The organism is Methylobacterium adhaesivum (assembly GCF_022179065.1).
Classification (GTDB): Bacteria; Pseudomonadota; Alphaproteobacteria; order Rhizobiales; family Beijerinckiaceae; genus Methylobacterium; species Methylobacterium adhaesivum.
This window is the reverse complement of record NZ_BPQD01000007.1, coordinates 108,777-135,626: the sequence shown is the minus strand read 5'-3', so window position 1 is coordinate 135,626 and position 26,850 is coordinate 108,777. Positions and strand designations below refer to the sequence as shown.

The 26,850-nt window shown below is 69.5% G+C and carries 25 protein-coding genes; 12 read left to right on the top strand and 13 right to left on the bottom strand.

Going from position 1 to position 26,850, the window contains the following annotated elements:
• Positions 1-74: 74 nt before the first annotated feature.
• Positions 75-812, top strand: a complete 738-nt coding sequence (locus tag MFF01_RS07985) for a YoaK family protein (protein ID WP_238223726.1) — start codon at positions 75-77, stop codon at positions 810-812.
• 48 nt (positions 813-860) lie between these two features.
• Here the strand turns inward: MFF01_RS07985 and arfB are convergent, their stop codons facing one another.
• Complete coding sequence (gene arfB / locus MFF01_RS07980; protein ID WP_238223724.1) at positions 861-1,283, bottom strand: alternative ribosome rescue aminoacyl-tRNA hydrolase ArfB; 423 nt, start codon at positions 1,281-1,283, stop codon at positions 861-863.
• A 25-nt stretch (positions 1,284-1,308) separates the two neighbouring features.
• Complete coding sequence (locus MFF01_RS07975) at positions 1,309-1,584, bottom strand: BolA family protein (RefSeq protein ID WP_238223722.1); 276 nt, start codon at positions 1,582-1,584, stop codon at positions 1,309-1,311.
• 146 nt (positions 1,585-1,730) lie between these two features.
• Here MFF01_RS07975 and MFF01_RS07970 point away from each other — a divergent pair, with 146 nt between their 5' ends.
• The 5 genes from MFF01_RS07970 (at position 1,731) to MFF01_RS07950 (ending at position 6,817) form a co-directional block, all read left to right on the top strand.
• Positions 1,731-2,357, top strand: a complete 627-nt coding sequence (locus MFF01_RS07970) for a J domain-containing protein (RefSeq protein ID WP_238223721.1) — start codon at positions 1,731-1,733, stop codon at positions 2,355-2,357.
• Positions 2,358-2,635: 278 nt separating this feature from the next.
• A complete protein-coding gene (gene cobS / locus MFF01_RS07965) occupies positions 2,636-3,619 on the top strand; it encodes a cobaltochelatase subunit CobS (protein WP_238223718.1) in 984 nt (327 codons plus the stop codon).
• Between the two features lie 23 nt (positions 3,620-3,642).
• Positions 3,643-4,149: a DUF29 domain-containing protein gene (locus MFF01_RS07960; RefSeq protein ID WP_238223715.1), complete on the top strand. Its 507-nt coding sequence runs from the start codon at positions 3,643-3,645 to the stop codon at positions 4,147-4,149.
• On the top strand, positions 4,146-6,047 hold the full coding sequence (gene cobT, locus MFF01_RS07955) for a cobaltochelatase subunit CobT (RefSeq protein WP_238223713.1): 1,902 nt from the start codon (positions 4,146-4,148) through the stop codon (positions 6,045-6,047). The genes MFF01_RS07960 and cobT overlap by 4 nt, the downstream gene beginning before the upstream one ends.
• 80 nt (positions 6,048-6,127) lie before the next feature.
• Positions 6,128-6,817 (top strand): DUF2268 domain-containing putative Zn-dependent protease, encoded by a 690-nt coding sequence (locus tag MFF01_RS07950; protein ID WP_238223711.1) that lies wholly within the window; start codon positions 6,128-6,130, stop codon positions 6,815-6,817.
• A gap of 115 nt (positions 6,818-6,932) precedes the next feature.
• Here MFF01_RS07950 and MFF01_RS07945 read toward each other — a convergent pair whose 3' ends face one another.
• From MFF01_RS07945 to MFF01_RS07915, 7 genes are all read right to left on the bottom strand, one after another.
• Positions 6,933-7,478 carry a TetR/AcrR family transcriptional regulator gene (locus MFF01_RS07945; RefSeq protein WP_238223709.1) on the bottom strand — a complete coding sequence of 182 codons (546 nt, stop codon included), beginning with the start codon at positions 7,476-7,478 and terminating at the stop codon, positions 6,933-6,935.
• A 2-nt stretch (positions 7,479-7,480) separates the two neighbouring features.
• Positions 7,481-7,954, bottom strand: coding sequence for a nuclear transport factor 2 family protein (locus MFF01_RS07940; RefSeq protein WP_238223707.1), 474 nt, complete (start codon positions 7,952-7,954; stop codon positions 7,481-7,483).
• 82 nt (positions 7,955-8,036) lie between these two features.
• Entirely contained in the window at positions 8,037-8,357 is a 321-nt protein-coding gene (locus MFF01_RS07935; RefSeq protein ID WP_238223705.1) for an HPr family phosphocarrier protein, read from the bottom strand.
• A gap of 167 nt (positions 8,358-8,524) precedes the next feature.
• Positions 8,525-8,926 (bottom strand): PTS sugar transporter subunit IIA, encoded by a 402-nt coding sequence (locus MFF01_RS07930; RefSeq protein ID WP_238223703.1) that lies wholly within the window; start codon positions 8,924-8,926, stop codon positions 8,525-8,527.
• Between the two features lie 125 nt (positions 8,927-9,051).
• Positions 9,052-9,546, bottom strand: coding sequence for an HPr kinase/phosphorylase (locus MFF01_RS07925; protein WP_238223701.1), 495 nt, complete (start codon positions 9,544-9,546; stop codon positions 9,052-9,054).
• Positions 9,547-9,554: 8 nt separating this feature from the next.
• Entirely contained in the window at positions 9,555-11,252 is a 1,698-nt protein-coding gene (locus MFF01_RS07920) for a sensor histidine kinase (RefSeq protein ID WP_238223699.1), read from the bottom strand.
• Positions 11,253-11,342: 90 nt separating this feature from the next.
• Positions 11,343-12,053 carry a response regulator transcription factor gene (locus MFF01_RS07915; RefSeq protein WP_238223697.1) on the bottom strand — a complete coding sequence of 237 codons (711 nt, stop codon included), beginning with the start codon at positions 12,051-12,053 and terminating at the stop codon, positions 11,343-11,345.
• Between the two features lie 289 nt (positions 12,054-12,342).
• Here MFF01_RS07915 and MFF01_RS07910 point away from each other — a divergent pair, with 289 nt between their 5' ends.
• Together MFF01_RS07910 and MFF01_RS07905 are read left to right on the top strand one after the other, a co-directional pair.
• Complete coding sequence (locus tag MFF01_RS07910; protein ID WP_238223695.1) at positions 12,343-13,134, top strand: HugZ family pyridoxamine 5'-phosphate oxidase; 792 nt, start codon at positions 12,343-12,345, stop codon at positions 13,132-13,134.
• Positions 13,135-13,259: 125 nt separating this feature from the next.
• Entirely contained in the window at positions 13,260-13,958 is a 699-nt protein-coding gene (locus MFF01_RS07905; protein WP_238223693.1) for a hypothetical protein, read from the top strand.
• Between the two features lie 57 nt (positions 13,959-14,015).
• Here MFF01_RS07905 and MFF01_RS07900 read toward each other — a convergent pair whose 3' ends face one another.
• On the bottom strand, positions 14,016-17,000 hold the full coding sequence (locus MFF01_RS07900; RefSeq protein WP_238223691.1) for a PAS domain S-box protein: 2,985 nt from the start codon (positions 16,998-17,000) through the stop codon (positions 14,016-14,018).
• Positions 17,001-17,232: 232 nt separating this feature from the next.
• Between MFF01_RS07900 and lepA the strand changes: the two genes are divergently transcribed.
• The 3 genes from lepA to MFF01_RS07885 all read left to right on the top strand — a co-directional run bounded on the left by lepA (position 17,233) and on the right by MFF01_RS07885 (position 22,803).
• A complete protein-coding gene (gene lepA / locus MFF01_RS07895) occupies positions 17,233-19,038 on the top strand; it encodes a translation elongation factor 4 (protein ID WP_238223689.1) in 1,806 nt (601 codons plus the stop codon).
• Positions 19,039-19,200: 162 nt separating this feature from the next.
• The gene (locus tag MFF01_RS07890; protein ID WP_238223686.1) at positions 19,201-22,263 is read left to right on the top strand and encodes an N-6 DNA methylase; all 3,063 of its coding nucleotides are present in this window, start codon (positions 19,201-19,203) and stop codon (positions 22,261-22,263) included.
• Positions 22,264-22,515: 252 nt separating this feature from the next.
• A complete protein-coding gene (locus MFF01_RS07885; protein WP_238223685.1) occupies positions 22,516-22,803 on the top strand; it encodes a hypothetical protein in 288 nt (95 codons plus the stop codon).
• Between the two features lie 307 nt (positions 22,804-23,110).
• Here MFF01_RS07885 and MFF01_RS07880 read toward each other — a convergent pair whose 3' ends face one another.
• Positions 23,111-25,168 carry an ATP-binding protein gene (locus MFF01_RS07880; RefSeq protein WP_238224317.1) on the bottom strand — a complete coding sequence of 686 codons (2,058 nt, stop codon included), beginning with the start codon at positions 25,166-25,168 and terminating at the stop codon, positions 23,111-23,113.
• 382 nt (positions 25,169-25,550) lie between these two features.
• Between MFF01_RS07880 and MFF01_RS07875 the strand changes: the two genes are divergently transcribed.
• Positions 25,551-25,754 (top strand): hypothetical protein, encoded by a 204-nt coding sequence (locus tag MFF01_RS07875; protein WP_238223683.1) that lies wholly within the window; start codon positions 25,551-25,553, stop codon positions 25,752-25,754.
• Positions 25,755-25,830: 76 nt separating this feature from the next.
• On the opposite strand, the gene MFF01_RS07870 is transcribed toward MFF01_RS07875, so the two are convergent.
• Positions 25,831-26,268, bottom strand: a complete 438-nt coding sequence (locus MFF01_RS07870) for a hypothetical protein (protein WP_238223681.1) — start codon at positions 26,266-26,268, stop codon at positions 25,831-25,833.
• A gap of 178 nt (positions 26,269-26,446) precedes the next feature.
• Entirely contained in the window at positions 26,447-26,824 is a 378-nt protein-coding gene (locus MFF01_RS07865; protein WP_238223679.1) for a hypothetical protein, read from the bottom strand.
• Positions 26,825-26,850 lie beyond the last annotated feature (26 nt).

Below are 26,850 nucleotides of genomic sequence, written 5' to 3'. Positions count from 1 at the left end.
CCAGCCTGACGCGTATGGGGTTGGGCGCTACTGAATCCGGACTCCTTGGCCCGGATCCGACCTTTGGAGACTTTATGGCAGACCCGCAGAACAAGGCGTTTCCCGCCAGCGCGCGTACGCGCATCCCGTTCGCCCTCGCCCTCTCGGCCGTGGCGGGCTGCGCCGATTCCATCGGCTTCCTCGAATTCTCGCAGCTGTTCATGTCGTTCATGAGCGGGAACACGACGCGGTTCGGCGTTTCGGTGAGCCTGTTCGATTGGGAGAGCACGTCGCGCGTCGCCTCCGTCATCATCCTGTTCTGCTTCGGCGCCTTCGCGGGCACGCTCATTGCTGCGTGGGTCGGGCGCTGGCGCCTGTCGGTCCTGCTTCTGCTCCAGGCGGTGCTCCTCGCCGTCGGCCTCATCGTGCCCCACGGCACCTTCGCGTTCCCGCTCCACGCCTACCCGATCGTTCTCGCCCTCGGTCTGCAGAACGCGACGCTCCAGGACGAGGGCGGCCGCAGCCTCGCGCTCACCTACGTCACCGGCGCCGTGGTGCGGTTCGGGACGGGCCTCGCAAACCTGCTCCTCGGGACCGTGGCACCCTCGTTCTGGCTCCAGGCTCCCCTATGGGCGGCGCTGAGCACCGGCGCGGTCATCGGAGGCGTGCTGCAGCAGCGCTACGGCGAGGACGCGTTCCTGTTTCCGGCGGCCGTGGCCGGCCTCCTCGCGGTCGTCGCCCTCGTGCTCACCATCGCGAGCCCGGGCAGCCGCTACGTCAGCGGCGAGATCGAGCACCATCCGCCGGACGGCGCCGCAGCGCCGAAGCTCTGAGGGGCATCGGTGCTCGAAGGGCCGGGCTCTTCGAGCCCCGGTGCCGACTTACCCGTCGCCGCGGTCGCCGCGCATCCGCTTGACGTCGCTGCGCTTCGATTTCTCGTCGAGGCGCCGCTTCTTCGAAGCGAGCGTCGGGCGCGTGGCCCGGCGCGGAGTCGGCGGCACGGCGGCCTCCGCCACCAGGGCGGCGAGGCGCTCGCGGGCATCGGCCCGGTTGCGGTCCTGCGTCCGGAACTGCTGGGCGGAGATCACGATGATCCCGTCGAGGGTCAGGCGCCGGCCGGCGAGGCGCATGAGGCGCACCGCCACGGCGTTGGGCAGGGACGGCGAGCGCCGCGCGTCGAAGCGCAACTGCACGGCGGTGGAGAGCTTGTTGACGTTCTGCCCGCCCGGACCCGAGGCGCGCACGAAGGTCTCGTCCAGCTCCGCCTCGTCGATGGCGATCTGGGGCGTGCATTGAAGCGCCACGGTCAGGGTCTCCCGTCCGGCCTTCTCAGCCGACCTCGGCCGGCGTCCGGGCCCGCACGGCGAGGGCGTGCAGGCCGCGCTTGAACGCAGGATCGAGGGCGCCGTTGACGATGCGGTGGCGCTCCACCCGGCTCTTGCCGTCGAAGGCCGCCGAGACGACATCGACCCGGAAATGCGTCTCCCCCTCGGGTCGCGCCCCGGCATGGCCGGCATGGAGATGCGATTCGTCGATCACGTCGAGATGGGTCGGCCCGAGGGCGGCCCGCAGGGTCTCGTCGATCCAATCCTTCAGGGTCGTCATGGTTCGGTCTCCCCGGCCTGATTCCGATGTCGTGTCGCCCCGTGTTCGGGGCTCCGGCGCCGCCCGCGTCAACCCCCGACGACCGCATGCGGCATCAGGCCCGATGCTCTTGTGTCTGCGACCCGCCCTCTCATAATCGCCCCATCATGGATCTCAACTCGCCCCTGTTCGACAGCATCCGCATCAAGCCCGCCTGCGACGAGCCCAAGAAGGCGTCGGCGCAGGGGTGCGACACGCCGGGGTGCCAGAATCCCGGCCTCTACCGCGCCCCCAAGGGCCGCAAGGCGGAGGGCCAGTACTGGCGCTTCTGCATGGACCACGTGAAGGCCTACAACGCGACGTACAACTACTTCGACGGCATGAACGACGCCGCCGTGCAGGCCTTCCAGAAGGACGCCATCATCGGCCATCGGCCGACCTGGGCCATGGGGGTGAATCCGGCCACCGCCGCCGCGCGGCCCAAGCCCGAGGCGACGCGCGACTGGGCCTATGTCGATCCCCTCGACATCCTGCGCGCCGAGGGCGTGGGCGAGACCGCGCGGCGCAAGCGCGAGCCCGAGGTGCGCCGGCCGCGCCATTCGGCGGCGACCCTCAAGGCCCTGGACGTGCTCGGCCTCGACGAGAATGCCGATTCGGCGGCCATCAAGGCGCAGTACAAGGTGCTGGTGAAGCGCTTCCACCCCGACGCCAACGGCGGTGACCGCTCCTTCGAGGAGCGCCTGCGCGATATCATCCGCGCCCATGACGCCCTGCGCGCCGCCGGCTTGTGCTGAGCGCCGGGCCAGCGGACGCCGCCGTTTCGCGGCGACGATGGCCCGACTTCTGCACGGAATACGCCCGTCGGGGCGGCAATCGGCGGGGCGGCGCCCTATATCGTGGGCATCCACCCGCGCTATCTTGGCGTCGCTACACGTGTTCACCCTTGGCGTTGCCCGGCGCCGTCCCCTAGATGACGGGTCGAACGCGGCTTCCGCCGGAGCCGTGACACCCTCTCGCCCGACACAGCCCCGCGCGGCCCGGCCCGGCCGGCCCCCGCTCCGACGAGGTCCTTATGCTCTCTGACGTCTCGCCCAGCTCGCGCCCCGACCGGACCGTTTCCGTGCGCGAGGTGTTCGGCATCGACCTCGACCTCATGGTTCCGGCCTTCTCGAAGACCGACGAGCACGTCCCGGACCTCGACCCGGACTACATCTTCGACCGGGAGACCACGCTGGCCATCCTGGCGGGCTTCGCCCGCAACCGCCGCGTCATGGTCACGGGCTATCACGGCACCGGCAAGTCGACCCATATCGAGCAGGTCGCCGCGCGCCTGAACTGGCCCTGCATCCGGATCAACCTCGACAGCCACGTCTCGCGCATCGACCTCGTGGGCAAGGATGCCATCGTCCTTCAGGACGGCAAGCAGGTCACCGCCTTCCAGGACGGCATCCTGCCCTGGGCGCTGCAGAACAACGTCGCCCTGGTGTTCGACGAGTACGACGCCGGCCGGCCCGACGTGATGTTCGTGATCCAGCGCGTGCTCGAACTCTCCGGCCGCCTGACGCTGCTGGACCAGAAGCGGGTCATCTCCCCCCATCCGGCCTTCCGCCTGTTCGCCACGGCCAACACGGTGGGCCTCGGCGACACCTCGGGCCTCTATCACGGCACCCAGCAGATCAATCAGGGCCAGATGGACCGCTGGTCCATCGTCACCACCCTGAACTACCTGCCCCACGACCGCGAGGTCGATATCGTGCTGTCGAAGGCGCAGCACTACCAGCGCGACGGCGGCCGCGAGATCGTGAGCCGGATGGTGCGCGTCGCCGACCTCACCCGCAACGCGTTCATGAACGGCGACCTCTCCACGGTCATGAGCCCGCGCACGGTCATCACCTGGGCCGAGAACGCAGACATCTTCCAGGATATCGGCTTCGCCTTCCGGCTGACGTTCCTGAACAAGTGCGACGAACTCGAGCGCACCCTGGTGGCGGAATTCTACCAGCGCGCCTTCGGCAAGGACCTGCCGGAGAGTTCCGCGAACGTGGCCCTGAGCTAGGGATTTCAACGACGGAGGACGCGATGGGTGAGCCGGCTCTGAAGGGCGAATCGCAAGAGGGCGGGACATCTCGCCCGAATCGGACGCGCTACGAAGACGACCTCTACACCTGGGTCCAGGAGCAGGTCGCTTTCCTTCGCGCCGGACGGGTCGATGCGCTCGATCTCGAACACATCGCCGAGGAGTTGGAAGGGGTGTCGAAGAGCGAATTTGCCAAGCTCCAGAGCGCCCTGCGCGTCCTCGTCATGCATATGCTGAAATGGGATCAGCAGCCGGAGCACCGCACGCCGAGCTGGATCTTTTCGATTCGCGAGCAGCGACGGCGCTATGGACGAGTCCTCCAGGACAATCCCGGTCTCAAACCGCGCATCCACGAGGCTCTGGGTAATGCATACCCGGACGCGCGCGATTGGGCCTCCGACGAGACTCATCTCCCGCCGGACGAGTTTCCGTCCGAATGTCCCTACACCTGGGACGACATCCTGAACCGGCCCTTCGATTTCGACTCGGTTAAGAAGCAGCGCCCGTGAGCATTTCCAACCGCAAAGCCGGCGACCGCCGCGAGCCCGTCGCCGAGCCCCTGAAGCGTTCGGTGGCCGGGTGCCTGCGTGCCATCGCCCGGCGCGCCGAGGTCGAGGTGGTCTATGCCAGCGACCGGCCGGCGCTGACCGGCGACAAGGCGCGCCTGCCCGAGCCGCCGCGCAAGCTCACCCCCGCGGACGTGGCGATCCTGCGCGGCAACGCCGATTCCATGGCCCTGCGCCTCGGTTGCCACGACGTCGCCGTCCACCGCCGCCTCGCGCCTGAGAATTCCGGCGCACGGGCGGTGTTCGATGCCGTCGAACAGGCCCGCGTCGAGGCCATCGGCGCGCGGCGCATGGCCGGCGTCGCCGACAACCTCTCGGCCATGCTTGAGGACCGCTACCATCGCGGCGGCAAGTACGAGGCGATCACCGACCGGGCCGATGCCCCCATGGAGGATGCCGTCGCCCTCATGGTGCGCGAGCGCCTGACCGGTCAGGCGCCCCCGCCGGCGGCCCAGAAGATCGTCGACCTCTGGCGCGCCCATGTCGAGGAGAAGGCCGGGCCGAACCTCGACGGATTGATTGGCACCCTCGAGAATCAGCGCGCCTTCGCCCGCTCCGTGCGCGATCTCCTGACCTCCCTCGACATGGCCGACGAGACGCCGTTCGACCCGGAGGACGACGACAACGACGAGGACGAGGGTGAGGCTCAAGACGACGAGCAGACCCCCAGCGAGGGCGAGGCCGAGGAGCAGTCGCAGGGCGACCGCTCCGAGATGGAGGTGTCGGAGGAGGCTTCCGACGATCTCCAGGAGGGTGCCACCGAGTCCGCCGATGCACCCTCCGGCGAGTTGCCGGAGGAGGCGGAAGACGCCGAATCCGAGGAGGCGTCTGAGGCGTGGCGCCCGCCGACCAACCGGGGCAACGAGGCGCGCGGCCCCGAGTACAAGGTGTTCAATGGACGCTTCGACGAGGTGATCCACGCCGAGGAGCTCTGCGACGCCGAGGAACTCGCGCGCCTGCGGACCTACCTCGACAAGCAGCTCGCCCACCTCCAGGGCGTGGTCGGGCGCCTCGCCAACCGCCTGCAGCGCCGGCTGCTGGCCCAGCAGAACCGCGCCTGGGATTTCGACCTCGAAGAGGGCCAGCTCGATCCGGCCCGCCTCGTGCGCGTGGTCACCGACCCGTTCCAGCCCCTCTCCTTCAAGCAGGAGAAGGACACGAACTTTCGCGATACGGTCGTGACGCTGCTGCTCGACAATTCCGGTTCCATGCGCGGCCGGCCGATCACCGTGGCGGCCACCTGCGCCGATATCCTGGCGCGGACCCTGGAGCGCTGCGGCGTCAAGGTCGAGATCCTGGGCTTCACCACCCGCGCCTGGAAGGGCGGCCAGTCGCGCGAGGCGTGGCTGGCGGCGGGCAAGCCGAACACCCCGGGCCGCCTCAACGACTTGCGCCACATCGTCTACAAGTCGGCCGATGCCCCGTGGCGCCGGGCGCGAAAAAATCTCGGCCTGATGATGCGCGAGGGGCTCCTCAAGGAGAACATCGACGGCGAGGCCCTGGACTGGGCCCACAAGCGCCTCATCGCCCGGCCTGAACAGCGCAAGATCCTCATGGTGATCTCCGACGGCGCGCCGGTGGACGATTCGACGCTCTCGGTCAATCCGGGCAACTACCTTGAACGGCACCTGCGCTGGATGATCGAGGACATCGAGACCCGTTCCCCCGTGGAACTCCTCGCCATCGGCATCGGCCACGACGTGACGCGCTACTATCGCCGCGCCGTGACCATCATCGACGCCGAGGAACTCGGCGGCGCTATGACGGAGAAGCTCGCGGAGCTGTTCGAAGAGGATGCGCGCGGCGGCGCTCCGCGCAAGGCAGCGGGCGGCCGGCGCTAAATCAGCCAGGGCTGCTCTCCGAGTCCTTGCCCTTGCAAGGAACGGTTGCAGAGCCGGCTGGCCGTAGGCAGGGTCGGCCGATGACGTGGACCCTGCACTGGCTCGCTGCGGCCGGCGACCTGACGCCGTGGCGCGAAGCGGTTGTCTCGGAGATCGAAATCGCCCGCCGCGCCGTGGCGAGCGTGCTGCCTCCGGGCACCATCGATATCCTCGTGCAGCGTGACCCTGACGGCGTACTGCCTGAGACCGGAACCGGTGGGTACGCCCACCGTTCGAGCCTCTTCACCCTGACGCTTGATCCCGAGAATCCGAACTTCGAGCACAGCCTGAGTGCGGGCGATGTTCACCGAACGGTGGCGCACGAGGTGCACCATTGCCTGCGCATGGCGGGACCTGGTTATGGCTGGACGCTGGGCGAAGCACTGGTGAGCGAGGGACTGGCGGGTCAGTTCGTCCACCACCTATTCGGAACGCCGCCCGAACCATGGGAGTGCGCCGTCGATGACGCGACGTTGAGGGCGCGTGCTCCTGATGCGGCGGCGTTGTCGGCGTGTGGCTACGATCACGCTGCTTGGTTCTTCGGCATGGGTGGCTGGTATCCCCGCTGGCTCGGCTACACCTTGGGGTCCCGCATCGCCGGGGATTGGGTCGCGGCGACGCCGGACCTTGCCGGCGAGACCTGGGTGAACGTCACAGCCGACACGGTTCTGGCCGCCGCCCGTGGCCGCACCCTGCCGGCCGCAGGATCCGCAAACGGGTGCACGGTCTGATGCCGCTTCCGGTTGATCTGTTCGGTCTCTGGCAAGCGCGGGCCCCCTCTCCTGGAAGGAGAGGGGGCCTGTCGCGTCGGTCCGATCTGAGGCTATCACCCGGAAACCGCATCAGTCAGCCGTTGAGCCGATGCTCCAAACGCATCAGCAGGCGCGCGAACACGGCCGGGTCGTCGAGGGCGCGGGTGAGGACGAGGCCGCCCTGGATCGCCAGGACGGTGTCCTCGGCGAGCGTCACCGCGTCGTTTCGGCCGGCGCGGCTCAGGGCCTCCGCCAGGGCGTCGCGCCACGCCGCGAAGTAGGCGGCGATCCTCGCGGCGAACAGGTCGCGCCCGTCCGACAGGGCGAAGGCGCCGACGAGGCAGACCCGCCGGCCCGACTGGAAATATGCATCCACGGCGGCAAACATCCGCGCGATGGCGGCGCGGGGATCGGGATCGTCCCGCAGGGGCGCGTAGATCTCCGCCTCGAACCACGCCCCGATGGCGTCGAGGACCGTCTGCGCCATCTCGGCCTTGCCGCCCGGGAACGCGTGGTAGAGGCTGCCTTTGCCGAGGCCGGTCCGCGCCCCGAGGAGGGCGAGGCTCGCCCCCGTGTAACCGTGCTCGCGAAACACCTCCGCCAGCGCCGGGATCGCCGCCTCCCGCGCGCTCGAAGCCATCACTACAGGCCGAGATCCGTCAGGCCGGGATGATCGTCGGGGCGGGGGCCCGGCGCGTCCCAGCGGAACAGGCGCTCCGATTCCGTGATGGCGAGGTCGTTGATGCTGGCGTGCCGGACTTGCATCAGGCCGTTCGCGTCGAACTCCCAGTTCTCGTTGCCGTAGGCCCGGAACCACGCGCCGGCCGCGTCGTGGAACTCGTAGGCGAAGCGCACGGCGATGCGGTTCTCCGTGAAGGCCCACAGCTCCTTGATGAGCCGGTATTCGTGCTCCCGCGCCCATTTCTCGGTGAGGAACGCCACGATGGCCGGGCGCCCGGAAAAAATCGCCGAACGGTTCCGCCAGCGGCTGTCCGGCGTGTAGGCGAGGGCGACCTTGTGCGGGTCGCGGCCGTTCCAGCCGTCCTCGGCGGCGCGGACCTTCCGGATCGCGGTCTCGCGGGTGAAGGGCGGCAGGGGCGGACGGGCGTCGGACATGCGGGCTCCCAGGCGCGCCGACATCGGGCGCTGTACCGATCGGTACAGAGTGCGCCCGAATCGGTCAATCCGCCAGGTGCACCTACTCGTCCTCGCCGAACTTGTTCGCCAGGAGGTCGGTGATGGCCTGCAGGCTGGCCTCGGCGTCGGTGCCGGAGACGACCACGGCGATGCTGGTGCCCTGGGCCGCTCCAAGGGTCAGCAGGCCCATGATCGAGCGGCCGCCGACGGTCTCGCCCGAGCGCGTGACGGTGACGGCGGCGTCGTACCGTTCCACGGTCTGGACGAACTTCGCCGAGGCGCGTGCGTGCAGGCCGCGTCGGTTGACGATGGGAAGGACCCTCAGCAAGCCGCCATCGGGGACCGGGGGAAGGGTCTCGTCCGAATCGTCATCGTCGATCATGCGTGTCCGCCATCCCCGATCGGCGCGCGCACGGGGCGGCCATCGTCACGCTTGGATGTAGGTCGTCGCGACGGCCTTAGAAAGGTGGGCGGGGTGCGCAGACGGCTCGATCCCGACGCGACGCATGGGAAAGAACCTCGGGCGCGCCCGCCTGGTCACTTGCCCGGTCACTTGCCCGCGAGAACCCGCGAGGCGACGTTGATGTACTTGCGGCCCGCTTCCTGGGCGTGGAGCACAGCATCGCCGAGGGGCTCGGCGTCGCGCACGCTGGCGAGCTTGATCAGCATCGGCAGGTTGATGCCCGCCACCACCTCGACCTGGCCGCCGTTCATACACGAGAGGGCGAGGTTCGAGGGCGTCCCGCCGAACATGTCGGTCAGCACCACCACGCCCTGGCCGGAATTCACCCGGCCGACGGCAGTCATGATGTCGAGCCTACGCAATTCCATGTCGTCCTCGGGGCCGATCGTGATGGTTTCGATCTGCTTTTGCGGCCCGACGACGTGTTCAAGGGCAGCCTTGAACTCCGTCGCGAGCAGCCCGTGGGTGACGAGCACCATTCCAATCATCGACGCGGGTTCCAACGCCCTGTGAGCGGAAACGCCATCTTGTGCACCGCAAGGTCGAGCGCAAGGTGAACGTGACATTTTGTAGGCCCGCACGTCTTGATCATGCCACGATGGTTGCCCGGGCGCTACGGTGGGACCAGCGGCGGCAGCACGAGAATCGGCCGGTGCACCCCGCCGGTCACGCCCGCCAGGGCGTCGAGGACAAGGCGGGGTCCGAGCCCGGTGCGCAGGAGGCGGCGGTCGAGGACGAGGCGGGGGAGGCGGTGGCCAAGGAGAAGCGCCGGTGCGGGAGGCTCGGGTAGGCGCGGGGCGCGACCCACGAGGTCGACGACGAGGCGCACGGCCAGGGCGTCCGCGACCGCGCGCGCGCGGCAGAGGCCGAGGCCGCGCACCTCGATGGTATTGTCCAGCGCCGGATGCGGCCGGGCGAGGATGTCCTTACCATCCCGCGCGAGGCGGACGCGGTCGTCGCCGATCAGGGCCGCCTCGATTCCCAGCCCCGCCGCCCGGTCGAGAAGCAGAAGCGCGAGGGTCGATTTGCCGGCCCCCGATTCGCCTCGGATCAGCACGCCCGCGCCCGCGAGCGTCACCGCCGTGGCGTGGACCGTCTCGTCTGTCACCGGCCCTGTCAGCGCGCCGCCGGAAGGCGCACGGTGAAGCGCGCGCCCCGCACGGTCGGTTCGCCGTCCTCGTCGGCCGGGCCGGGGCGGTTCTGGGCCCGGATGACGCCGCGATGGGCCTGGACGATCTGGCGCGAAATCGAGAGGCCCAGGCCCGAATTCTGGCCGAAGCCCTGCTCGGGCCGATCGGTGTAGAAGCGCTCGAAGATGCGTTCCAGGGCGTGTTCGGGGATGCCCGGACCCTCATCCTCGACCACGAGTTCCACGTCGCCGCGCACGCGGCGCAGGGCGACCCGCACCTTGGCGTCGGGGGGCGAGAACGAACGGGCGTTGTCGAGGAGGTTGTTGACCACCTGTCCGAGGCGGCTGTCGTGTCCGAAGATCGCGAACGGTGCTTCGATCTCGCCGGCGGGCTGCGCGACGTCGAGCTGAATCGGGGCGTCCTTCGGCCGTCGACGCTCGTTGGCCACGGAGACCACCGTGGTCATGAGCTTGTGCATGTCGACCTTGCGCGCCTCGGCACGGGCCAACTCCGCGTCGAGCCGTGAGGCGTCGGAGATGTCGGAGATGAGGCGGTCGAGGCGCTTCACGTCATGCTGGATGATCTGGAGCAGGCGCCCGCGCGACTCGTCGGATTTGGCGAGCGGCAGGGTCTCGACGGCGCTGCGCAGCGACGTGAGGGGGTTCTTCAGTTCGTGGGAGACGTCGGCCGCGAAGCTCTCGATGGCGTCGATGCGCCGGTAGAGAGCCTGGGTCATGTCGCGCAGGGCCCCCGAGAGGTGGCCGATCTCGTCCGTGCGCCCCGTGAAATCGGGGATCTCCTCGCGGGACTTGATGCCGAGGCGCACCTTCTCGGCGGCATCGGCGAGGCGCCGCACCGGCCCGGCGATGGCCCCGGCGAGCAGGATCGACAGGACGAGCATCACGGCCGCCGCCACGAGGAACACCTGCAGCAGCCCGAACCGCTCCGAGGCGATGACCCGGTCGATGTCGCCGCCTTGCGTCGAGAGAAGGAGCGCGCCGCGCACGGCGCTGCCGCGTTGGATCGGCACCGCCACGGACACGATGGTCTCGCCCGCCTCGTTGCGCCGGACGATGGTGCCGCGCGAGCCGCCGAGCGCCACCTGCACTTCCTTGAGGCCGTGGCCGCTCGTCGGGCCGACCTCCTCGGCCGGAATCGGCCGTTGAGCGCCGAAGAGCCGGCCCTGCACGTAGTCGAAGGCCTTCTCCAGGGACGTGCGCTTGCGTTCACGTACGGCCGGCTCGCCGCGGGCCGAAAGGGTGCGCGAATCGAACAGGAGGCCGCCGTCGCCGTCATAAACCCGAGCGCGGTTGCCCGTGGGGGTGATGAGGCGGCGCAGGAGCGGCGCGACCCGCTCCGGGTTGAGGGAGAAGGCGAGCGGCGAGGGCGTCTCGTCGGTCTCCCCCGCCTGGAGTTCGAGGAGCCGGTCGGGGTCGATGCGGATGGCCCCGGTATCGCCCGAGGCCGAGGCCGAGGCCGCGATGGCGCCCGCGATGATCTCGCCCTGGATCAGCAGGCTCTGCACCCGCGCCTGGATCAGCCCCTGGCGGAACTGATTGAGGTAGAGGAAGCCGAACAGCAGGGCGAACAGCCCTACGAGGTTGAGCACCACGATCCGCCGCGTGAGGCTCGACGAGGCCCGCTGGCCGATGGCGTTCCACAGGGCGCGGGGCCACTCCACCATGCGGAGCGGGCGGTCTTCGGCTTGATCTGAGGTCGCCACGTCGTTCCGGTTCGGTGGGGCGGGGAAGCTGGGCACGGGGGCGAGCGGCGATCAGCTTTCCTTGAAGCGGTAGCCGACGCCGTAGAGCGTCTCGATCATGTCGAAGCTCGTATCGGTCACCTTGAACTTCTTGCGCAGGCGCTTGATGTGGCTGTCGATGGTGCGGTCGTCGACGTAGACCTGATCGTCGTAGGCCGCGTCCATGAGGGCGTTGCGGCTCTTCACGACGCCCGGGCGGTGGGCCAGAGCCTGCAGAATCAGGAACTCGGTGACCGTGAGGGTCACGGCTTCGCCCTTCCAGGTGCAGGTGTGGCGCTCGGGGTCCATCATGAGCAGGCCGCGCTCGAGGGAGCGGGCGGCGGCATCGGCCTCGCGGGCGGCGGCGCCGGGCCCGTCCTTCGGGGCGAAGCGGCGCAGCACCGCCTTTACGCGCTCCACCAGCAGGCGCTGGGAGAATGGTTTGTGGATGAAATCGTCGGCGCCCATCTTGAGGCCGAACAATTCGTCGATCTCCTCGTCTTTCGAGGTGAGGAAGATCACCGGCAGGTCGGATTTCTGCCGCAGACGCCTGAGAAGCTCCATTCCGTCCATGCGCGGCATCTTGATATCGAAGATCGCGAGGTCGGGCGGGGAGTGCTTCAGGCCGTCGAGCGCCGAGGCGCCGTCCGTGTAGGTCTGAATCCGGTAGCCTTCCGTCTCCAGGGCGATGGAGACCGAGGTGAGGATGTTTCTATCGTCGTCCACGAGGGCGATGGTCGGCATGCGCGTTCCCTAAAGCTCGGATCCGGTCGTGGCGGCCGCACGCTGCGTCCCGCATCTCCCGCATCCCACCCCGTGACCAGGGTCGGCGAAAAACGCGCTGGCGGCCCGCCTCTCGGGCGGAGCCGCTTTCGCGCGGAGAGTCAGGCTGTGTAAAGGGTCCCCGGATAAAAAGCGAGCGGCGTTGCATTGCGGCTTGACTGCGGCCAACGGGCCGCACTCGCGCGGGCTCGCAAAACCGCCCGCGCCGCCGCTATCATCCGGCCGTTCAACCGATCAAGAGGACGCGACGATGGCGGAGGGGACGCAGACCAGGGATGGGCGGCGCGGGCCGGCGGTGCCGCTCCCGGCGGCGGAGGCGGGGTTCGACGCCATCGGGCTCGCCCGCCACCTCCTCCGCACGGTCCGGTCGGGGGCCCTCGCGACCCTCGATCCCGAGGACGGTACGCCCTTCGTCTCCCTCGTGACGATCGCCACGGACGCGGACGGGACGCCCCTGATGCTGCTGTCGCGGCTCTCGGCCCATACCCGCAATCTCCTCGCCGACCCGCGCGCCTCCCTGCTGTTCAGCGCCGGCGGCAAAGGCGATCCCCTGGCGCATCCGCGCCTCACGGTGACGGGGCGGGCGAGCCAGAGCGAAGAGCCGCGCCACCGCGCCCGCTTCCTCGCCCGCCATCCCAAGGCGGCGCTCTACGCGGATTTCCCCGATTTTGGCTTCTTCGCCCTGGAGCCGGCCGCCGGCCATCTCAACGGGGGCTTCGCCAAGGCCGCGGTGCTGAGGGCCGACGAGCTGCGCCTCGATCTCGTGGGCGCCGAGTCCCTGGTGGCGGGCGAGGCCGGCGCCGTCGCGCACATGAACGCCGACCACCTCGACGCGCTGGCCCTCTACGCCGCCGGGACCGGTGCCGAGGCGGGGCCGTGGCGCCTCACCGGCCTCGACCCCGAGGGCATGGATCTTCTGGCCGGCGACCGCACGGCGCGGGTGCTCTACCCGGAGCCGGTGCGGGAGATGGGGGCGCTTCGCAAGGTGCTGGTGGCCATGGCGGCGGAGGCGCGCGGGGGCGGCGAGGCCGGCCCGGCGTAAACGTCCGCCGGCTCGCGCCGCGCCGAGCGCGCCCGCGTGCCGGGGAGGCGTAAAGGCTCCCTTAGACACCAAGAGTGTAGAGAGGATAACTCTTCACGCTTGGCGGGTATTCGGCGATGACGACGGTGAGCACGAGCACGACGCAGTCTTCCGGCCGCGGCGGCACCCCGTCGAAAACAGCCGCGAAGCCCGCAGCGTCCTTCTCGGCGGTGGCCGGCGCCGCCGTCACGGTCGATCTCGGCGCCGCCGCACGCCGCACGCTCGCCGCCCTCGTGGCGCCCTCGTCCGCGTCCGGGACCGATGCGACCGGTCAGGCCGAGGGCGGCGCGGTCAAGTCGTTCGACGCCCTGGTCTCCGAGCGCACGAAGGCGCTGAGCGAGCGGTTGAGCGAAGCCCTGACCCGCCGGGGCATCCCCCTGGACGAGCCCATCACCCTGACCCTCGACAGCCTCGGCACGGTGACGACGGACAGCCCCTACAAGACCCGCATCGAGAAGATGTTCGCGGACGATCCGGAGCTGGTGAAAGCCTTCGAGGACGTCGCCTCGCTCAATGCGATGCAGGCCGCGCGCAAGGCCCTGGACGCGTTCGAACAGGAGCGCCGGGCGGCCAAGGACGACGACGCCCGCGATGCCGCCCAGGGCCTCTACACCGCCCGGATGATGCAGTCGCAGGCCCTGTCAAACACCATGACCCTCGAGGACGGCAAGCTACGCTCCGCAAGCGTCGCGTTCATGGCGAAGTCCCTCGGCGAGATCGCGCCACCCGAAGTGGGCACGAAGGCCGAACGCGCCACCGCGCAACGGGTGTCGCTGACGGTATAGGCCGTTCCGCCCGATGTGCGGCCCGCCTCGGCCGCGCGAGAAACGGTGCTGGCGGCTCTAACCGACCGCCGCCAGGGTGCGTTGGGCATCGCGCTCCCTCACCACGAGTTCGCCCGCGTGGCGGGCCGTCCGCCGGGCGAGGGCGCGGGTCTCGTCGAGGAGGCGCTGGAACTCGCCGACACCCTCCTGCACGATCCGCTGCTCGTTGCAGCCTTCGAGGGCCCGGCAGGCCGCCGACAGGGCGACGAAGCCGAGGGTGCCGGCGGACGAGACGCAGCCATGGGCCTCGAAGCGCAGGCGGTCCCGCTCCTCCACCGTCGCCGCTTCGCCGAGGAAGCGGGCCTTCAGTTCCTCGCCCAGGGCGTCGAGGATGCCGGCGGCGCGAACCGGGCCGATCACCCGCACGATCTCGTCGTAGGCCGCCCGGTCGAGCAGACCGGACTCCTCGGCCGCCGCCGTGGCGGCGCGGTGTGCACCGGCCGCGTCGGCCAGCCACCGGTCGATCACCCGGAAGAGCCCGGCCTGATCGAACGGCTTGCCGATATGGTCGTTCATGCCCGCCTCCCGGAACAGCCGCACCTGCTCGGGCAGGACGTTGGCCGTCATGGCGAGGATCGGCATCGTGGCGCAGGCCCCGCCGAGGCGGCGGATGTGGCGGGTCGCCGTCAGGCCGTCCATGCCCGGCATCTGCACGTCCATGAGCACGAGGTCGAAGGCGGTCCGTTCCACGGCCTGGATCGCGGACGCGCCGTCCGGGACGATCTCGACCGTATGGCCGCCGGCCTCGAGGGTCGCGCGCGCCAGCTCCTGGTTGATCGCGTTGTCCTCGACGACGAGGAGGTGCCCGACCCGAATGGGCGGGGACGTGTGCAGGGCGAGGCGCGGGGCGGGCGCCGCTAGGCCGAGGGGCAGGTTCACGCAGAACCAGAAGGTGGTGCCGACGCCTTCCTCCGACAGCAGACCGATCTGTCCCTCCATGAGGTCGACGAGCTGCTTGCAGATCGCGAGCCCGAGGCCGGTGCCGCCGAAATCCCGCTCGATGGACCCGTCCACCTGCGAGAACCGGACGAACAGGCGGTCCTGCTTGGCTGCCGCGATGCCGATGCCCGTATCGGTTACGCCGAAGCGGAGCCCCTCGCCGGCCGCGCCCGTGCCCGTGTGCCGGACGCTGAGGATGATAGACCCCCGCGTCGTGAACTTGATGGCATTGTTGAGCAGGTTGAGCAGAACCTGCCGCAGGCGCGCCTCGTCGCCGACGAGGCTGCGCGGCACCGCCGGGTCGACCACCGCGTGGATGCGCAGGCCCTTCTGTTCGGCAAGACCCCGCACGATGGTGAGGCAGCCGTCGACGAGGCCGCGCGGAGCGAAGGCCTGCCGGTCCAGGGTGATGGCGCCGGCTTCCACCTTCGAGAAGTCGAGGATGTCGTTCACCACCGTGAGCAGGGCCGCTCCGGAGGTGCGCACGAGTTCGGCCTGGCGCTGAAGGTCGGGCGGCAGGCGGCCCGAGCCGACCATGAGGTCGGTGAAACCGATGATGGCGTTCAGGGGGGTGCGGATCTCGTGGCTCATGGCGGCGAGGAACTCGCTCTTGGCCGCGCTCGCTCGCTCCGCTTCCCGGCGGGCGGCCTCGGCGTCGCGGGTGCGGGCGGCGATCCGGTCGCTGAGGGTGGCGTTCAGCTCCCGCAGGGCCGCCTCGCTCGCCCGTAGGGATCGCTCGGCGGCGTTGCGCGCGGTGTCGTCGCGCATCGTCAGCACGGCGCCAAGGCGGTTGCCGTCGCGGCCGACGAGGGGGCGGGCGGAGCCGACGGCGTGTACCTCGACGCCGTCCGGGCGATGAACCCGCCAGCGCGCGTCCCGGACCGTCTCGCCCCGCACGGCCCGCATCAGGGGCAGGTCATAGGGCACGTAGGGCGCCCCGTCCTCAGTATAGAGGTGGTAGGTGCGGCTGTAGTCGTCGGGCTCCACGTCGAGGCGGGCGACGCCGTGGAGGGCCGCGGCGGCCTCGTTGACGAGGATGATGCGGCCCGCGGCGTCCGTGACGATGACGCCCTCGGCGAGCTGGGCCAGGATCGCGGTGTGCGCCGTGTCCATGGCGTCGCGGTAGCGCGCCTCGCTCTCGGCCGCCGCGCGTTCCGCGCGCTTGCGCGCTTCGATGTCACGAAGGGCCGCGACGTAGCCGGTTGGGTGGCCCCCGACGGGGTCACGGGTGAGGGTGAAGGACACTTCCGCCCAGACGAACGTGCCGTCCTTGCGCCGGTAGCGCTGCTGGCTGACGGCACGCTCGACCCGTGCGTGCGTGAGGCTGTCGAGTACCTGTGCATAATCCGCCGCATCGTCCGGGTGCACGCTGTCGACGGCGCGCATCGCCAGCATCTCGGCGGGGGTGAACCCGAGCACCGTCACGGCTGCCGGCGACACGTAGCGCCGCGTGGTGTCGAGATCGCACTGGATGATCACATCTGAGGAGTTCTCGGCGAGGAGCCGGTAGCTCGCTTCGCTCGCCTGGAGGGCCTGCTCCGCGCGGGTGCGTTCGGTCTCGTGGGCCCGGCTCGCCGCCATGGCCTGCTGCAGGTGGAGATGGGCAGTGACGATCCCGGCGAGATCCCGGAGCTGGCCGGCCTGCGCCTCGGTGAAGCGGCGCGGCTTGCTGTCGATGAGGCACAGGGTGCCGACCCGGATGCCCGAGCGGAGAATGAGGGGCGCACCCGCGTAGAAGCGGATATGGGGTTCGCCCGTGACCAGGGGGTTGGCGTGGAAGCGCGGGTCGCGCTGCGCATCCTCGACGATCATCACCGCGTCCGACAGGATGGCGATGGCGCAGAACGAGACCGTCCGGGGCGTGGTCCCGATGTCGAGCCCGCACCGGGCCTCGAACCATTGCTCGTGCTCCTCCACGAGGGAGACGAGGCAGATCGGCACGTCGAACATCGCCTGCGCCGTCCGGCACACGGCGTCGAGGTGGGGGGCGGGCGAGGGACTGGAGAGGCTGAGGGCGCGCAGCTCAGCCAGCCGCTCGGCCTCGTTCGGGGGGATCGGGAACATGGGCGGACGGGCACCCCGGAGAGCCATGGCGGGTCGGGCCGCCATGGGAGTCCCACGAATTGATGAATCCCCCGTGAGTGCCCGGTCGGGCGCCCCGGCGGCGCGGCCCCGCGCTTGGCGCGACGGGTCCACACTGCTATCTCGCGGGCGAACCGTTTTCCACCTCGAACAACCGTGCGCCGCGTCCGTCCTGATCGACGGCGGGCCGCGCGCGCCGGAGATCGCAGCCTCGATGACCACGTCGCCCATCGACAACATCCGCAACTTCTCCATCGTCGCGCATATCGACCATGGCAAGTCGACCCTGGCCGATCGTCTGATCCAGACCACCGGCACGGTGGCCCTGCGCGACATGAGCGAGCAGATGCTCGATTCCATGGACATCGAGAAGGAGCGCGGCATCACCATCAAGGCGCAGACCGTGCGCCTCGAATACAAGGCCCAGGACGGCAAGACCTACATCCTCAACCTCATGGACACCCCCGGCCACGTCGATTTCGCGTACGAGGTCTCGCGGTCGCTCGCCGCCTGCGAAGGCTCGCTCCTCGTGGTCGACGCCTCCCAGGGCGTCGAGGCGCAGACGCTGGCCAACGTCTACCAGGCGCTCGACGCCAACCACGAGATCGTCCCCGTCCTCAACAAGATCGACCTGCCGGCGGCCGAGCCCGAGCGCATCCGCGCCCAGATCGAAGAGGTGATCGGCATCGACGCCTCCGACGCCGTGGCGATCTCGGCGAAAAGCGGGCTGAACATCGAGGCGGTGCTGGAGGCCATCGTCACCCGCCTGCCGCCGCCCAAAGGCGACCGCGACGCGCCCCTCAAGGCCCTCCTCGTCGACAGCTGGTACGACGTCTATCTCGGCGTCGTCGTGCTGGTCCGCATCGTCGACGGCGTCCTGAAGAAGGGCATGAACATCCGCATGATGCGGGCGGACGCCGTCCACGGCGTCGACAAGATCGGCGTGTTCCGGCCGAAGATGCAGGATATCGGCGAGCTCGGTCCCGGCGAGGTCGGCTTCTTCACCGGCTCGATCAAGGAGGTGGCCGACACCCGCGTCGGCGACACCCTCACCGAGGACAAGCGCCCCTGCAAGGAGATGCTGGCGGGCTTCAAGGACGTCCAGTCGGTGGTGTTCTGCGGGCTTTTCCCGGTCGATGCGGCCGAGTTCGAGACCCTGCGCAGCGCCATGAGCAAGCTGCGCCTCAACGACGCGAGCTTCTCCTACGAGATGGAGACGAGCGCGGCGCTCGGCTTCGGCTTCCGCTGTGGCTTCCTCGGGCTGCTGCACCTCGAGATCATCCAGGAGCGCCTGGAGCGCGAGTTCAACCTCGACCTCATCTCGACGGCGCCCTCCGTGGTCTACCGCCTGCAGATGACGGACGGGACGATCAAGGAACTCCACAACCCGGCCGACATGCCGGACGTGATGAAGATCACCGCCATCGAGGAGCCGTGGATCCGCGCCACGATCCTCACCCCGGACGAGTATCTCGGCGGCGTGCTGAAGCTGTGCCAGGACCGGCGCGGCACCCAGGTCGACCTCAACTACGTCGGCAAGCGGGCCATGGTGGTGTACGACCTGCCGCTTAACGAGGTTGTGTTCGATTTCTACGACCGCCTGAAGTCGATCTCCAAGGGCTACGCCTCGTTCGACTATCACATCTCCGATTATCGCGAGGGCGACCTCGTGAAGATGTCGATCCTCGTCAACGCCGAGCCCGTGGACGCCCTGTCCATGCTCGTCCACCGCACCCGCGCCGAGCATCGCGGCCGGGCCATGTGCGAGAAGCTGAAGGACCTCATCCCCCGCCACCTGTTCCAGATCCCGGTCCAGGCGGCGTTGGGGGGCAAGATCATCGCCCGCGAAACCATCAAGGCCCTCTCGAAGGACGTCACCGCCAAGTGCTACGGCGGCGACATCTCGCGCAAGCGCAAGCTCCTGGACAAGCAGAAGGAGGGCAAGAAGAAGATGCGCCAGTTCGGCAAGGTCGAGATCCCGCAGGAGGCGTTCATCGCCGCGCTGAAGATGGACGATTGATCCGGCGTCCGGGCGCTGCACGGGGAAGCCCGTCCGGTCCCGGTTGCGCACGAATGGGGGATAAAGTCCCCTCTTGCGGCGCATTCGCAACCTCAAAGAAATTCTGCGATTGAAAATAAATCTGAGGTGATGTGATCTGTCTCGGTACAACCGGGACAGCCGATGCCGCTCGCCGATGCCGCCCTCGATGCCATCGTCCTCGAACTCGCCACCCGTCCGGGGCACGAGAAGGTCAGGGCGCTCCTCTATCGCCTGATGGTCGAGGCCCTCGACGCCCGCAGCGAGCAGATCGCGTTCGAGCGCCGGATCCCGGAGGTGAACGGGCGGGCGGACGCGCTCCTCGGGCGGACGGTCATCGAGATCAAGACGGACCTGCGCCGCGAGCGCCCGGCGGCGGAGGCGCAACTCACCCGCTACCTGCCCGAGCGCGAGGCGGCCACGGGACAACGTTACGTCGGCCTGGCCACCGACGGCGCCACCTTCGCGGCCTACGAGATACGCGACGGCGTCCTCGTCGCCCTCACCGGCCACGACGTGCGGGTGAGCGAGGCGGGGCGCCTCGTCGCCTGGCTCGAAGGCGTCATCGCCGTGCGCGACTGGCTGCCCGCCGACGCGCTGGGCATCACCGGCGAACTCGGGCGCGGCAGCGCGGCCTTCGCCCGGACCCTGGGCCTCCTCGCCGCCGCCTGGGCGGCCTTGGCCCGCCATCCGGAGGCCGTGCTGAAGCGTCAGCTCTGGTCGCGCCACCTCGGCATCGTCTACGGCCGGGCCATCGACGACGACACCCTCTGGCTCCAGCACACCTATCTGGTGATCCTCGCCAAGGCCATCGCGGCCGGCACCATGGGGCAGGCCCGCACCACCCCCGCCGATCTCCTGTCGGGGCGCCATTTCCACGAGGCCGGGGTGCACGGCGCCGTCGAGACCGACTTCTTCGGCTGGGTGCTCGATGCCCCGGGCGGGCCCGACATCGTGGCCGGGCTGGCGGCGCACGCGGCGCGATTCGACCTCGGCAGCGTCGACGTCGATCTCCTCAAGGTGCTCTACGAATCCCTCATCGACCCCGAGCAGCGCCACGATCTCGGCGAGTACTACACGCCCGACTGGCTCGCCCGGAAGGTGGTGCGCCGGGCCCTCGACGAACCGGCGGACCAGAGCTGCCTCGATCCGGCCTGCGGCTCGGGCAGCTTTCTGTTCCACGCCGTACGCCTCAAGCGCGAGGCCCTGATCGCGGCGGGCGTGGCACCCGGTGCCGTGGCGGCCCGCTGCTGCGCCACCGTCACGGGGTTCGACGTGCATCCCGTCGCCGTCATCTTCGCCCGCGTGACCTATCTCCTGGCGCTGGGCGACGCCCTGCCGGCGCGGGCGGGCGACATCTCCCTCCCGGTCTACCTCGGTGACGCCCTGCAGTGGAACGTCACCCGCGACGGCCTCATGCGCGACCTCGTGGTGGCGGTGCCCCGCGACCCCCGCGAGGGTCGGAAAGGGGCGCCGCTCCTGCGCTTTCCCCTCGACCTCTGCGCCGATCCGGCGGCGTTCGACCGGGTGATCGCCGCCCTTCACGGCGCGAGCGAGGACGGCTGGAGCCCGGAGGCCTTCGCCCTCAGCCTGCCCGGCCTCGGCATCCCGCCCGAGCAGGTCGAGACCCTGCGGGCGACCTACGCCACCTACGACCGCCTGCGCCGTGCCGGGCGCGACCATGTGTGGGGCTTCGTCGCGCGCAACCTCAGCCGGCCCGTGGCCCTCTCCGATGGCGCGCGGGTGGACGTGGTGATCGGCAACCCGCCTTGGCTGTCCTACCGCTACATGGCCGCCCCGATGCAGCGCCTTTTCCGCGACACCGCCCGGCGCCTCGGCCTCTGGGTCGGCCCCGACGAGGCCCGCCTCGTGACCCAGACCGATCTGTCCGGCCTGTTCTTCGCCCGTGCCGCCGAACTCTATGCCCGCGCTCCCCGGGGACGCCGCCCGGGCGGACGCGTCGCCATGGTGCTGCCCCTCGCTGCCCTGAGCCGGGGGCAGTTCCGCGCCTTCCGCACGGGCGCCTGGACCGGCCTCTCCGTTGCGTTCACCGAGGGATGGGTCCTCGACAATCAGGCGGTGGCGCCGGTCTTCCGGGTGCCGACCTGCGTTCTGTTCGCGCAGGTCACCCACGGCCCGGCGCGGGCGACGCCGGACCGGGTCACGGCGTTCGCCGGGCGCCTGCCCTCGAAGGACGCGCCCGAGGCCCTGGCCGACCGGCATCTCACCCTGCGGAACGCCCCGGCGCCGGCGGCGGTGGATTTCGCCGCCGCCTCACCCTACCGCGACCGCTTCCGCCAGGGCGCTTCCCTGGTTCCCCGCGTGCTCTGCCTCGTCGAGCGCGTCCCCGTTGGCCGGCTCGGCGCCAATCCGGGCGCCCCCCTCGTCCGCAGCCTCCGGTCGGCCCTCGAAAAAATGCCCTGGCGCGACCACCCGAGCCAGCAGGGGGGCATCGAAGCCCGGTTCCTGTGCCCCGTTCATCTTGGGGCGTCCATTGCCCCATTTCGCGCTTTGGAGTCCGCCGAAGGTTTGATCCCCGTGGCCGAGGATGGCGTTCTCCTCGATGCGCGACAGGCCGCGGGACGCGGAGCGCCCCGCCTTGCGGCGTGGTTGCGCGAGGCCGAGGCGGCGTGGGCGCAGAAGAGCGCCGGCACCATGAGCCTGAAGGCGGGCTGGGACTACAACCGCAAGCTCACGGTGCAGTTTCCCCTGGCGCCGATGCGGGTGGTGTTCGCCAAAGCCGGCACCCGGCCGGCGGCCTGCCTCCTGGGCGGCGAAGGGGTCATCGATCACACCCTCTATTGGGCGCCGGTGGAGAGCCGGGCTGAGGGCCTCTATCTCGTCGCCATCCTCAACAGCGAGACCGTACGGGCCCGCATCGTGGGGCTCCAAGCGCGTGGCGAGCAAGGGCCACGCCATTTCGACAAGCTCATGTTCACCCTGCCGATCCCGCTGTTCGACGCCCGCATTCCCCTCCACGCGATCCTGGCGGAGCAAGCCGAAGAGGCCGCCGCCGTGGCCGCCGGGGTAGCGCTGGCGCCGGGGCTTCCGTTCCGGAAGGCCCGGGGACTGGTGCGGGCCGCCCTGAGGGCTGACGGAATCGCGCAACGTATCGACGTAAGCGTCGAGGCGCTGCTGGGACCGCACGATGCCGGGGGCGTCGAGCCGGCACGCGAGGCGGGCGTGCTTGAACCGGCCGAACCGTGATTCGGCTGGTCTCTCGCAGTCGAAAAGCGGCTCGCGAAACGTCCGATCATCACGACGCCTCGCGCCCGCAACGTCGGCGAGGTGAAAAATCTTGAGCGAGATGAAAGGTTTGTCGCAAGCGTTCGGGCGTTGTGAAAGATGTTCCAAGGGTATGGGAAGAATTGTTTGCGGTCTCGATCGTGAAATTGGATGAACGACATTGCGGTTCGGCGCGTTTCTCCGGCAACACCAACCAATCGGAGAAAACGCACCATGCGCACGACAGCTTTCACCCTCGCGGCCACGCTCGTCCTCTCGCTCACCGGCGCTGCTTTCGCACAGACGCCGGCCGGTGGCGGCAGCGCCACGGGCAACATGAACAATCCCGGCAGCGTGAAGAGCAATGGCGAGAAGGCGGACGAGCGCACCACGGGCTCCGCGACGGGCGGAACCGCCGGGACGGCCGGGACCGCAGGCAACATGGGCGGTGGGACCGGGGCGAGTTCCAACACCGGCGTCGGCCTCGGGGCCGCCGGCAACACCCAGGGCCCGCGTCAGTGATTGTTTGAGCGGTCGCGAATCGATCGGAAGAGGGCCGGGGTTTCCCGGCCCTTTTTGTTTGGGCGACGGGGCCGATCGGGTCGGACGCTCCGTTCATGCCGTCCCACTCGGAGCGAGTTACTGTCGCCGCCTGATCACTTCGATGATGAGGTGACTCGCGGGTCCCCTCTCCTGGAAGGAGAGGGATAGGGTGAGGTGTGCGACTTTTTCGGAGATGGACCACACCTCCCCCAAACCCTGTCCTTCCAGGAGAGGGTGACCGGCGTGCCTAAACGTCCCGAAGCAATCAAACCGGCCGTCCTGTCGGTCAAGGCGCGGCGTCGCCGATCGTTCGCCTGCGGTGCTGCCGGGTCGAGACCTTGCGCAGCAGCCGCGAGAGCTGCTCCACCGAATAGGGCTTGTGCAGCAGCTCGAATCCGTAGGTGCCATTGCGTGCCAGGACGTGGCTGTAGCCCGAGGCCAGCAGCACGGGCAGGCCGTCGTAGAGGCGGCGGATTTCCTGACCGAGTTCGATGCCGCTCATGCCGGGCATCACCACGTCCGAGAACACCACGTCGAAGCGGCCGGCATCCTTGGCGAGTTCCGCCAGGGCTTCCGCGGCGTTGTTCGCCAGCACCGGAACGTAGCCGAGATCGCTCAGGGTCTGGACCGCGAAGGTGCCGACATCGGCGTTGTCCTCGACCACGAGCACACGGGTTCCATGCCCGTCCATCGGCGCCCCGGGGTCCTCCTTTCGCGTCGCCTGTTCCGCTCCGCTCACCTCGGGAAGGTAGAGGGTGAAGGTGGTGCCGTGCCCGACCTGGCTTGAGACCAGAACGTCGCCACCCGACTGCTTGGCGAAGCCGAACACCTGGCTGAGGCCGAGCCCGGTGCCGTGGCCGACGCCCTTGGTGGTGAAGAAGGGCTCGAAGATCTGATCCCGCAAGGCGTCCGGGATCCCGGTGCCGGTGTCGCTGATCGCCACCGCGACGAACGCCCCCCGGATGGCTCCGTGCCCGCGCGCGCCCGGAATGTGATCGACGGAGCGTACGCGAATGGTGAGCCGTCCCTCGCCGTCCATGGCGTCGCGGGCGTTCACCGCCATGTTGACGAGGGCGGTGTCGAACTGGCTCGTATCGGCGTTCACGCAGCACATCTGCTCGGGAAGGTCGGTGACGATCTCGATGCGCGAACCCGTGAGGGTGCGCACCATGTCCGAAAGGGCCCGCACGCTGTCGTCGGCGGCGAAGACCTCCGGTCGCAATGCCTGACGCCGGGCGAAGGCGAGGAGCTGGTTGGTCAGCTTGGCCGCGCGGTCCACCGTGTCGGAGATCGCCGTCACGTAGCGGGCCCGGCGGTCCTCGGCGATGTTCGACCGCTTGAGGAGGTCGGTGGAGGATTTGATGACGGTGAGCAGGTTGTTGAAGTCGTGCGCCACCCCGCCGGTGAGCTGGCCCATGGCTTCCATCTTCTGCGACTGACGCAGCTGTTCCTGCACCGCATCGAGTTCGCGCTCGGCCCGCAGCCGGGCGGAGATGTCGCGCGCGTGGTGGAAGGCCCCGATGATCTGCCCGCCCTCGTCGCGCAGGGGTGTGTAGCTGATCTCCCAGGTCGGCTTGCTTCGCTCGACGTCACCGAACGCTTCGACGACGGAGAACGTCTCGCCGGCGAGCGCCCTGTCCATCAGCCCCTTGAGCACGACGGCCTGCTCAGGGGGGAGCTGGTCGAGCAGGTCGTCACCGACCTGCTGCGCATGGCCCATCACGCGCAGGAAATCGGCGTGATGCGCCCGGTTGAACCCGATCGGACGATGACTGGTGTCGAACGCGAGGATCGGCGACGTGTCGGACTGCACGATATCGCGGTAGAGCCGCAGCTCCTTCGTGCGCTCTTCCACCTGTCGCTCGAGGGCGGCGTTCAGGCTCGCGAGTTCGTCCTGGCTCCGGCGCAGGGCTGCATCGCCCTGCACCCGCTGGGTGGTCTCGTTGGTGAAAATGAACAGGCCCTCGGCCGCGCCGTTGGCGTCGAGCACCCGCGAGTAGGAGAAGCTCCACCACGTTTCCCGCAGGCCCCGGTCGGTGTCGAGGGTCCAGGGCAGGTCGACGAAGCGCCGCGGGCGTCCGGCCAGGGCCTCGTCGATGATCGGCTTGGCCTGCTCCCACCCGTCGGCCCAGACCTTGTCGAACCGCTCGCCCATCGCCCAGGACAGGCGCGGGCCGAGGAGGGGGAAGTAGGTGTCGTTGAAGAAGAACGACAGGTCCGGTCCCCAGGCCAGGATCATGCTCTCGGGCGAGTTGAGCACGAGCGAGAGGGCGGTCTTGAACGCGACGGGCCAGATCTCCGGGCGGCCGAGGGGATGCCCCGTCCAGTCGCGCGCGCGGATCATCTCGGCAGCAGCGCCGCCACCGGCGAGAAATGCCAACGGGTCGCTCACGGGAGCGGCGTCCCTTCGTTTCCGCGCGGCCTCACTGGGCGGGCGGGCTGGTGATCCCGGATGGCAACGGAGCGGCCGGGGCGGAGACCGACGGGCGGGCGTACGGCCATGATCGTTTCGGCTATCGCCCGCCATGCCCGGAGCGACAAGCCGCCGATGGGCCACACTCGTTGCGAAAAGCTCTTGCCCCCGGGGCGGACGCCACGTGGTTTCGTCCGGAGCGATGAGGGACGAGCTACGGTCGTTCGAGCCTGGGAGGTTCTGCCGCAGGGCCGTTGCGGCTTTCCCCGCGTTGCCTGCTGCCGAAGCAGACACGCACGAACCGGGAGACCCCATGGCCACCACCGAAAAAGTCACGACCTACACGCTCAAGCAGGCCATCGCCGCCAAGGTCGGCGACCACGTCGAGATCGCTGTCGAGGCCGAGGATGGGACCCGGTTCAAGATCGTCGCCACCGCCGAGCAGCTCGATGTCCTGACCGGCGATCTGGAATCGATCCTCGACTCCGACGACGCGGACGCCGAAGCGGCGGAATAATCCGCTCTCGATCTCCACGGCGCCTGTCGTCGGACGGATCTCGATCCGCCGGCCGACAGGTGTCCGCCGACGGGCGTTATTCGGCCGGGTGGTCGCTTCCCGCCGCCTCGACCTCCGCCTTGTCCGCCGCCGGTTCTGCGCTGGCGACGTCATGGCGCATCAGGATCGGCTGAAGGCGTCCAGCGAGCTGTTCCCCGAGGTGGCGCGTGTAGGCGGTGCGAAAGTAGCGCACGCCCGTGCCGCGCCCGTGAAGGGCGTCGTGGGCCTGCACCATGGCATCGACCTCGGGACGACACAGGAAGCCGGTGACGCCGGCGGCCTCGTACCAGCGCCCGGCGCGGGCATGCTTCATGGCGGCTGGGTTGGCGAGAATAGTCTCGGCGAAACACGCCGTCGCCGCCGTCTCGAGGGGTGTCATCACCGGGTGGGGTCGACCCGGGGTCCGGGTGGCGGCCTGAGCCCCGACACCGAGGCCGATGAGAACCACGAACGCACCGAGCAGCCCTGTCTTCATGGCGTGACGCCCCGATCGGATCCATCGTCGAATCTGAACGAGTATTCAGCGAGAATTCCGGCGGGAACAGGGCCGTGCGATGCCCTTGAACGGTTTCTGCCGGTCCTGTGCCCGGCGCATCACAGATCGCGACGGGCGCGCGTCGGCGCTCCAGCGGCACGCGCTGGCGCGCTACGCTTCAGCTGCGCCGCTCGGCGTTCCAGCGTCCGCTGCAGCCGATGAGCCCCGTGGTGTTCCAGGTGCCGCCGCCCGTTCCCTGACGGCCGAGCCGCCCCGACACGTCGGCCTTGTCCGAGCCCCGGCTGATGACGGCGCGCACGGAACCGTTTCCGGTCACCCGGCCGTTGATGCTGAAATCCCCACCCGCATAGGTCGCCACCCCCCGGCGGATCTGAACACCGTAGCGGTAGGCGCGGTCGCACGGCCCCTCGAGGGTCACGACCTCGATGCTCCAGGCGCCGTCGTAACGGTGCGGCACCTGAACTTTCTTGGCGGCGGCCGACGCCTCGGCGGTCAGGCTCAGGAGGGCGACGGCGGTAAGGATCTGGAGACGCATGAGTCTTCGGTCCGGGAGTGATACGG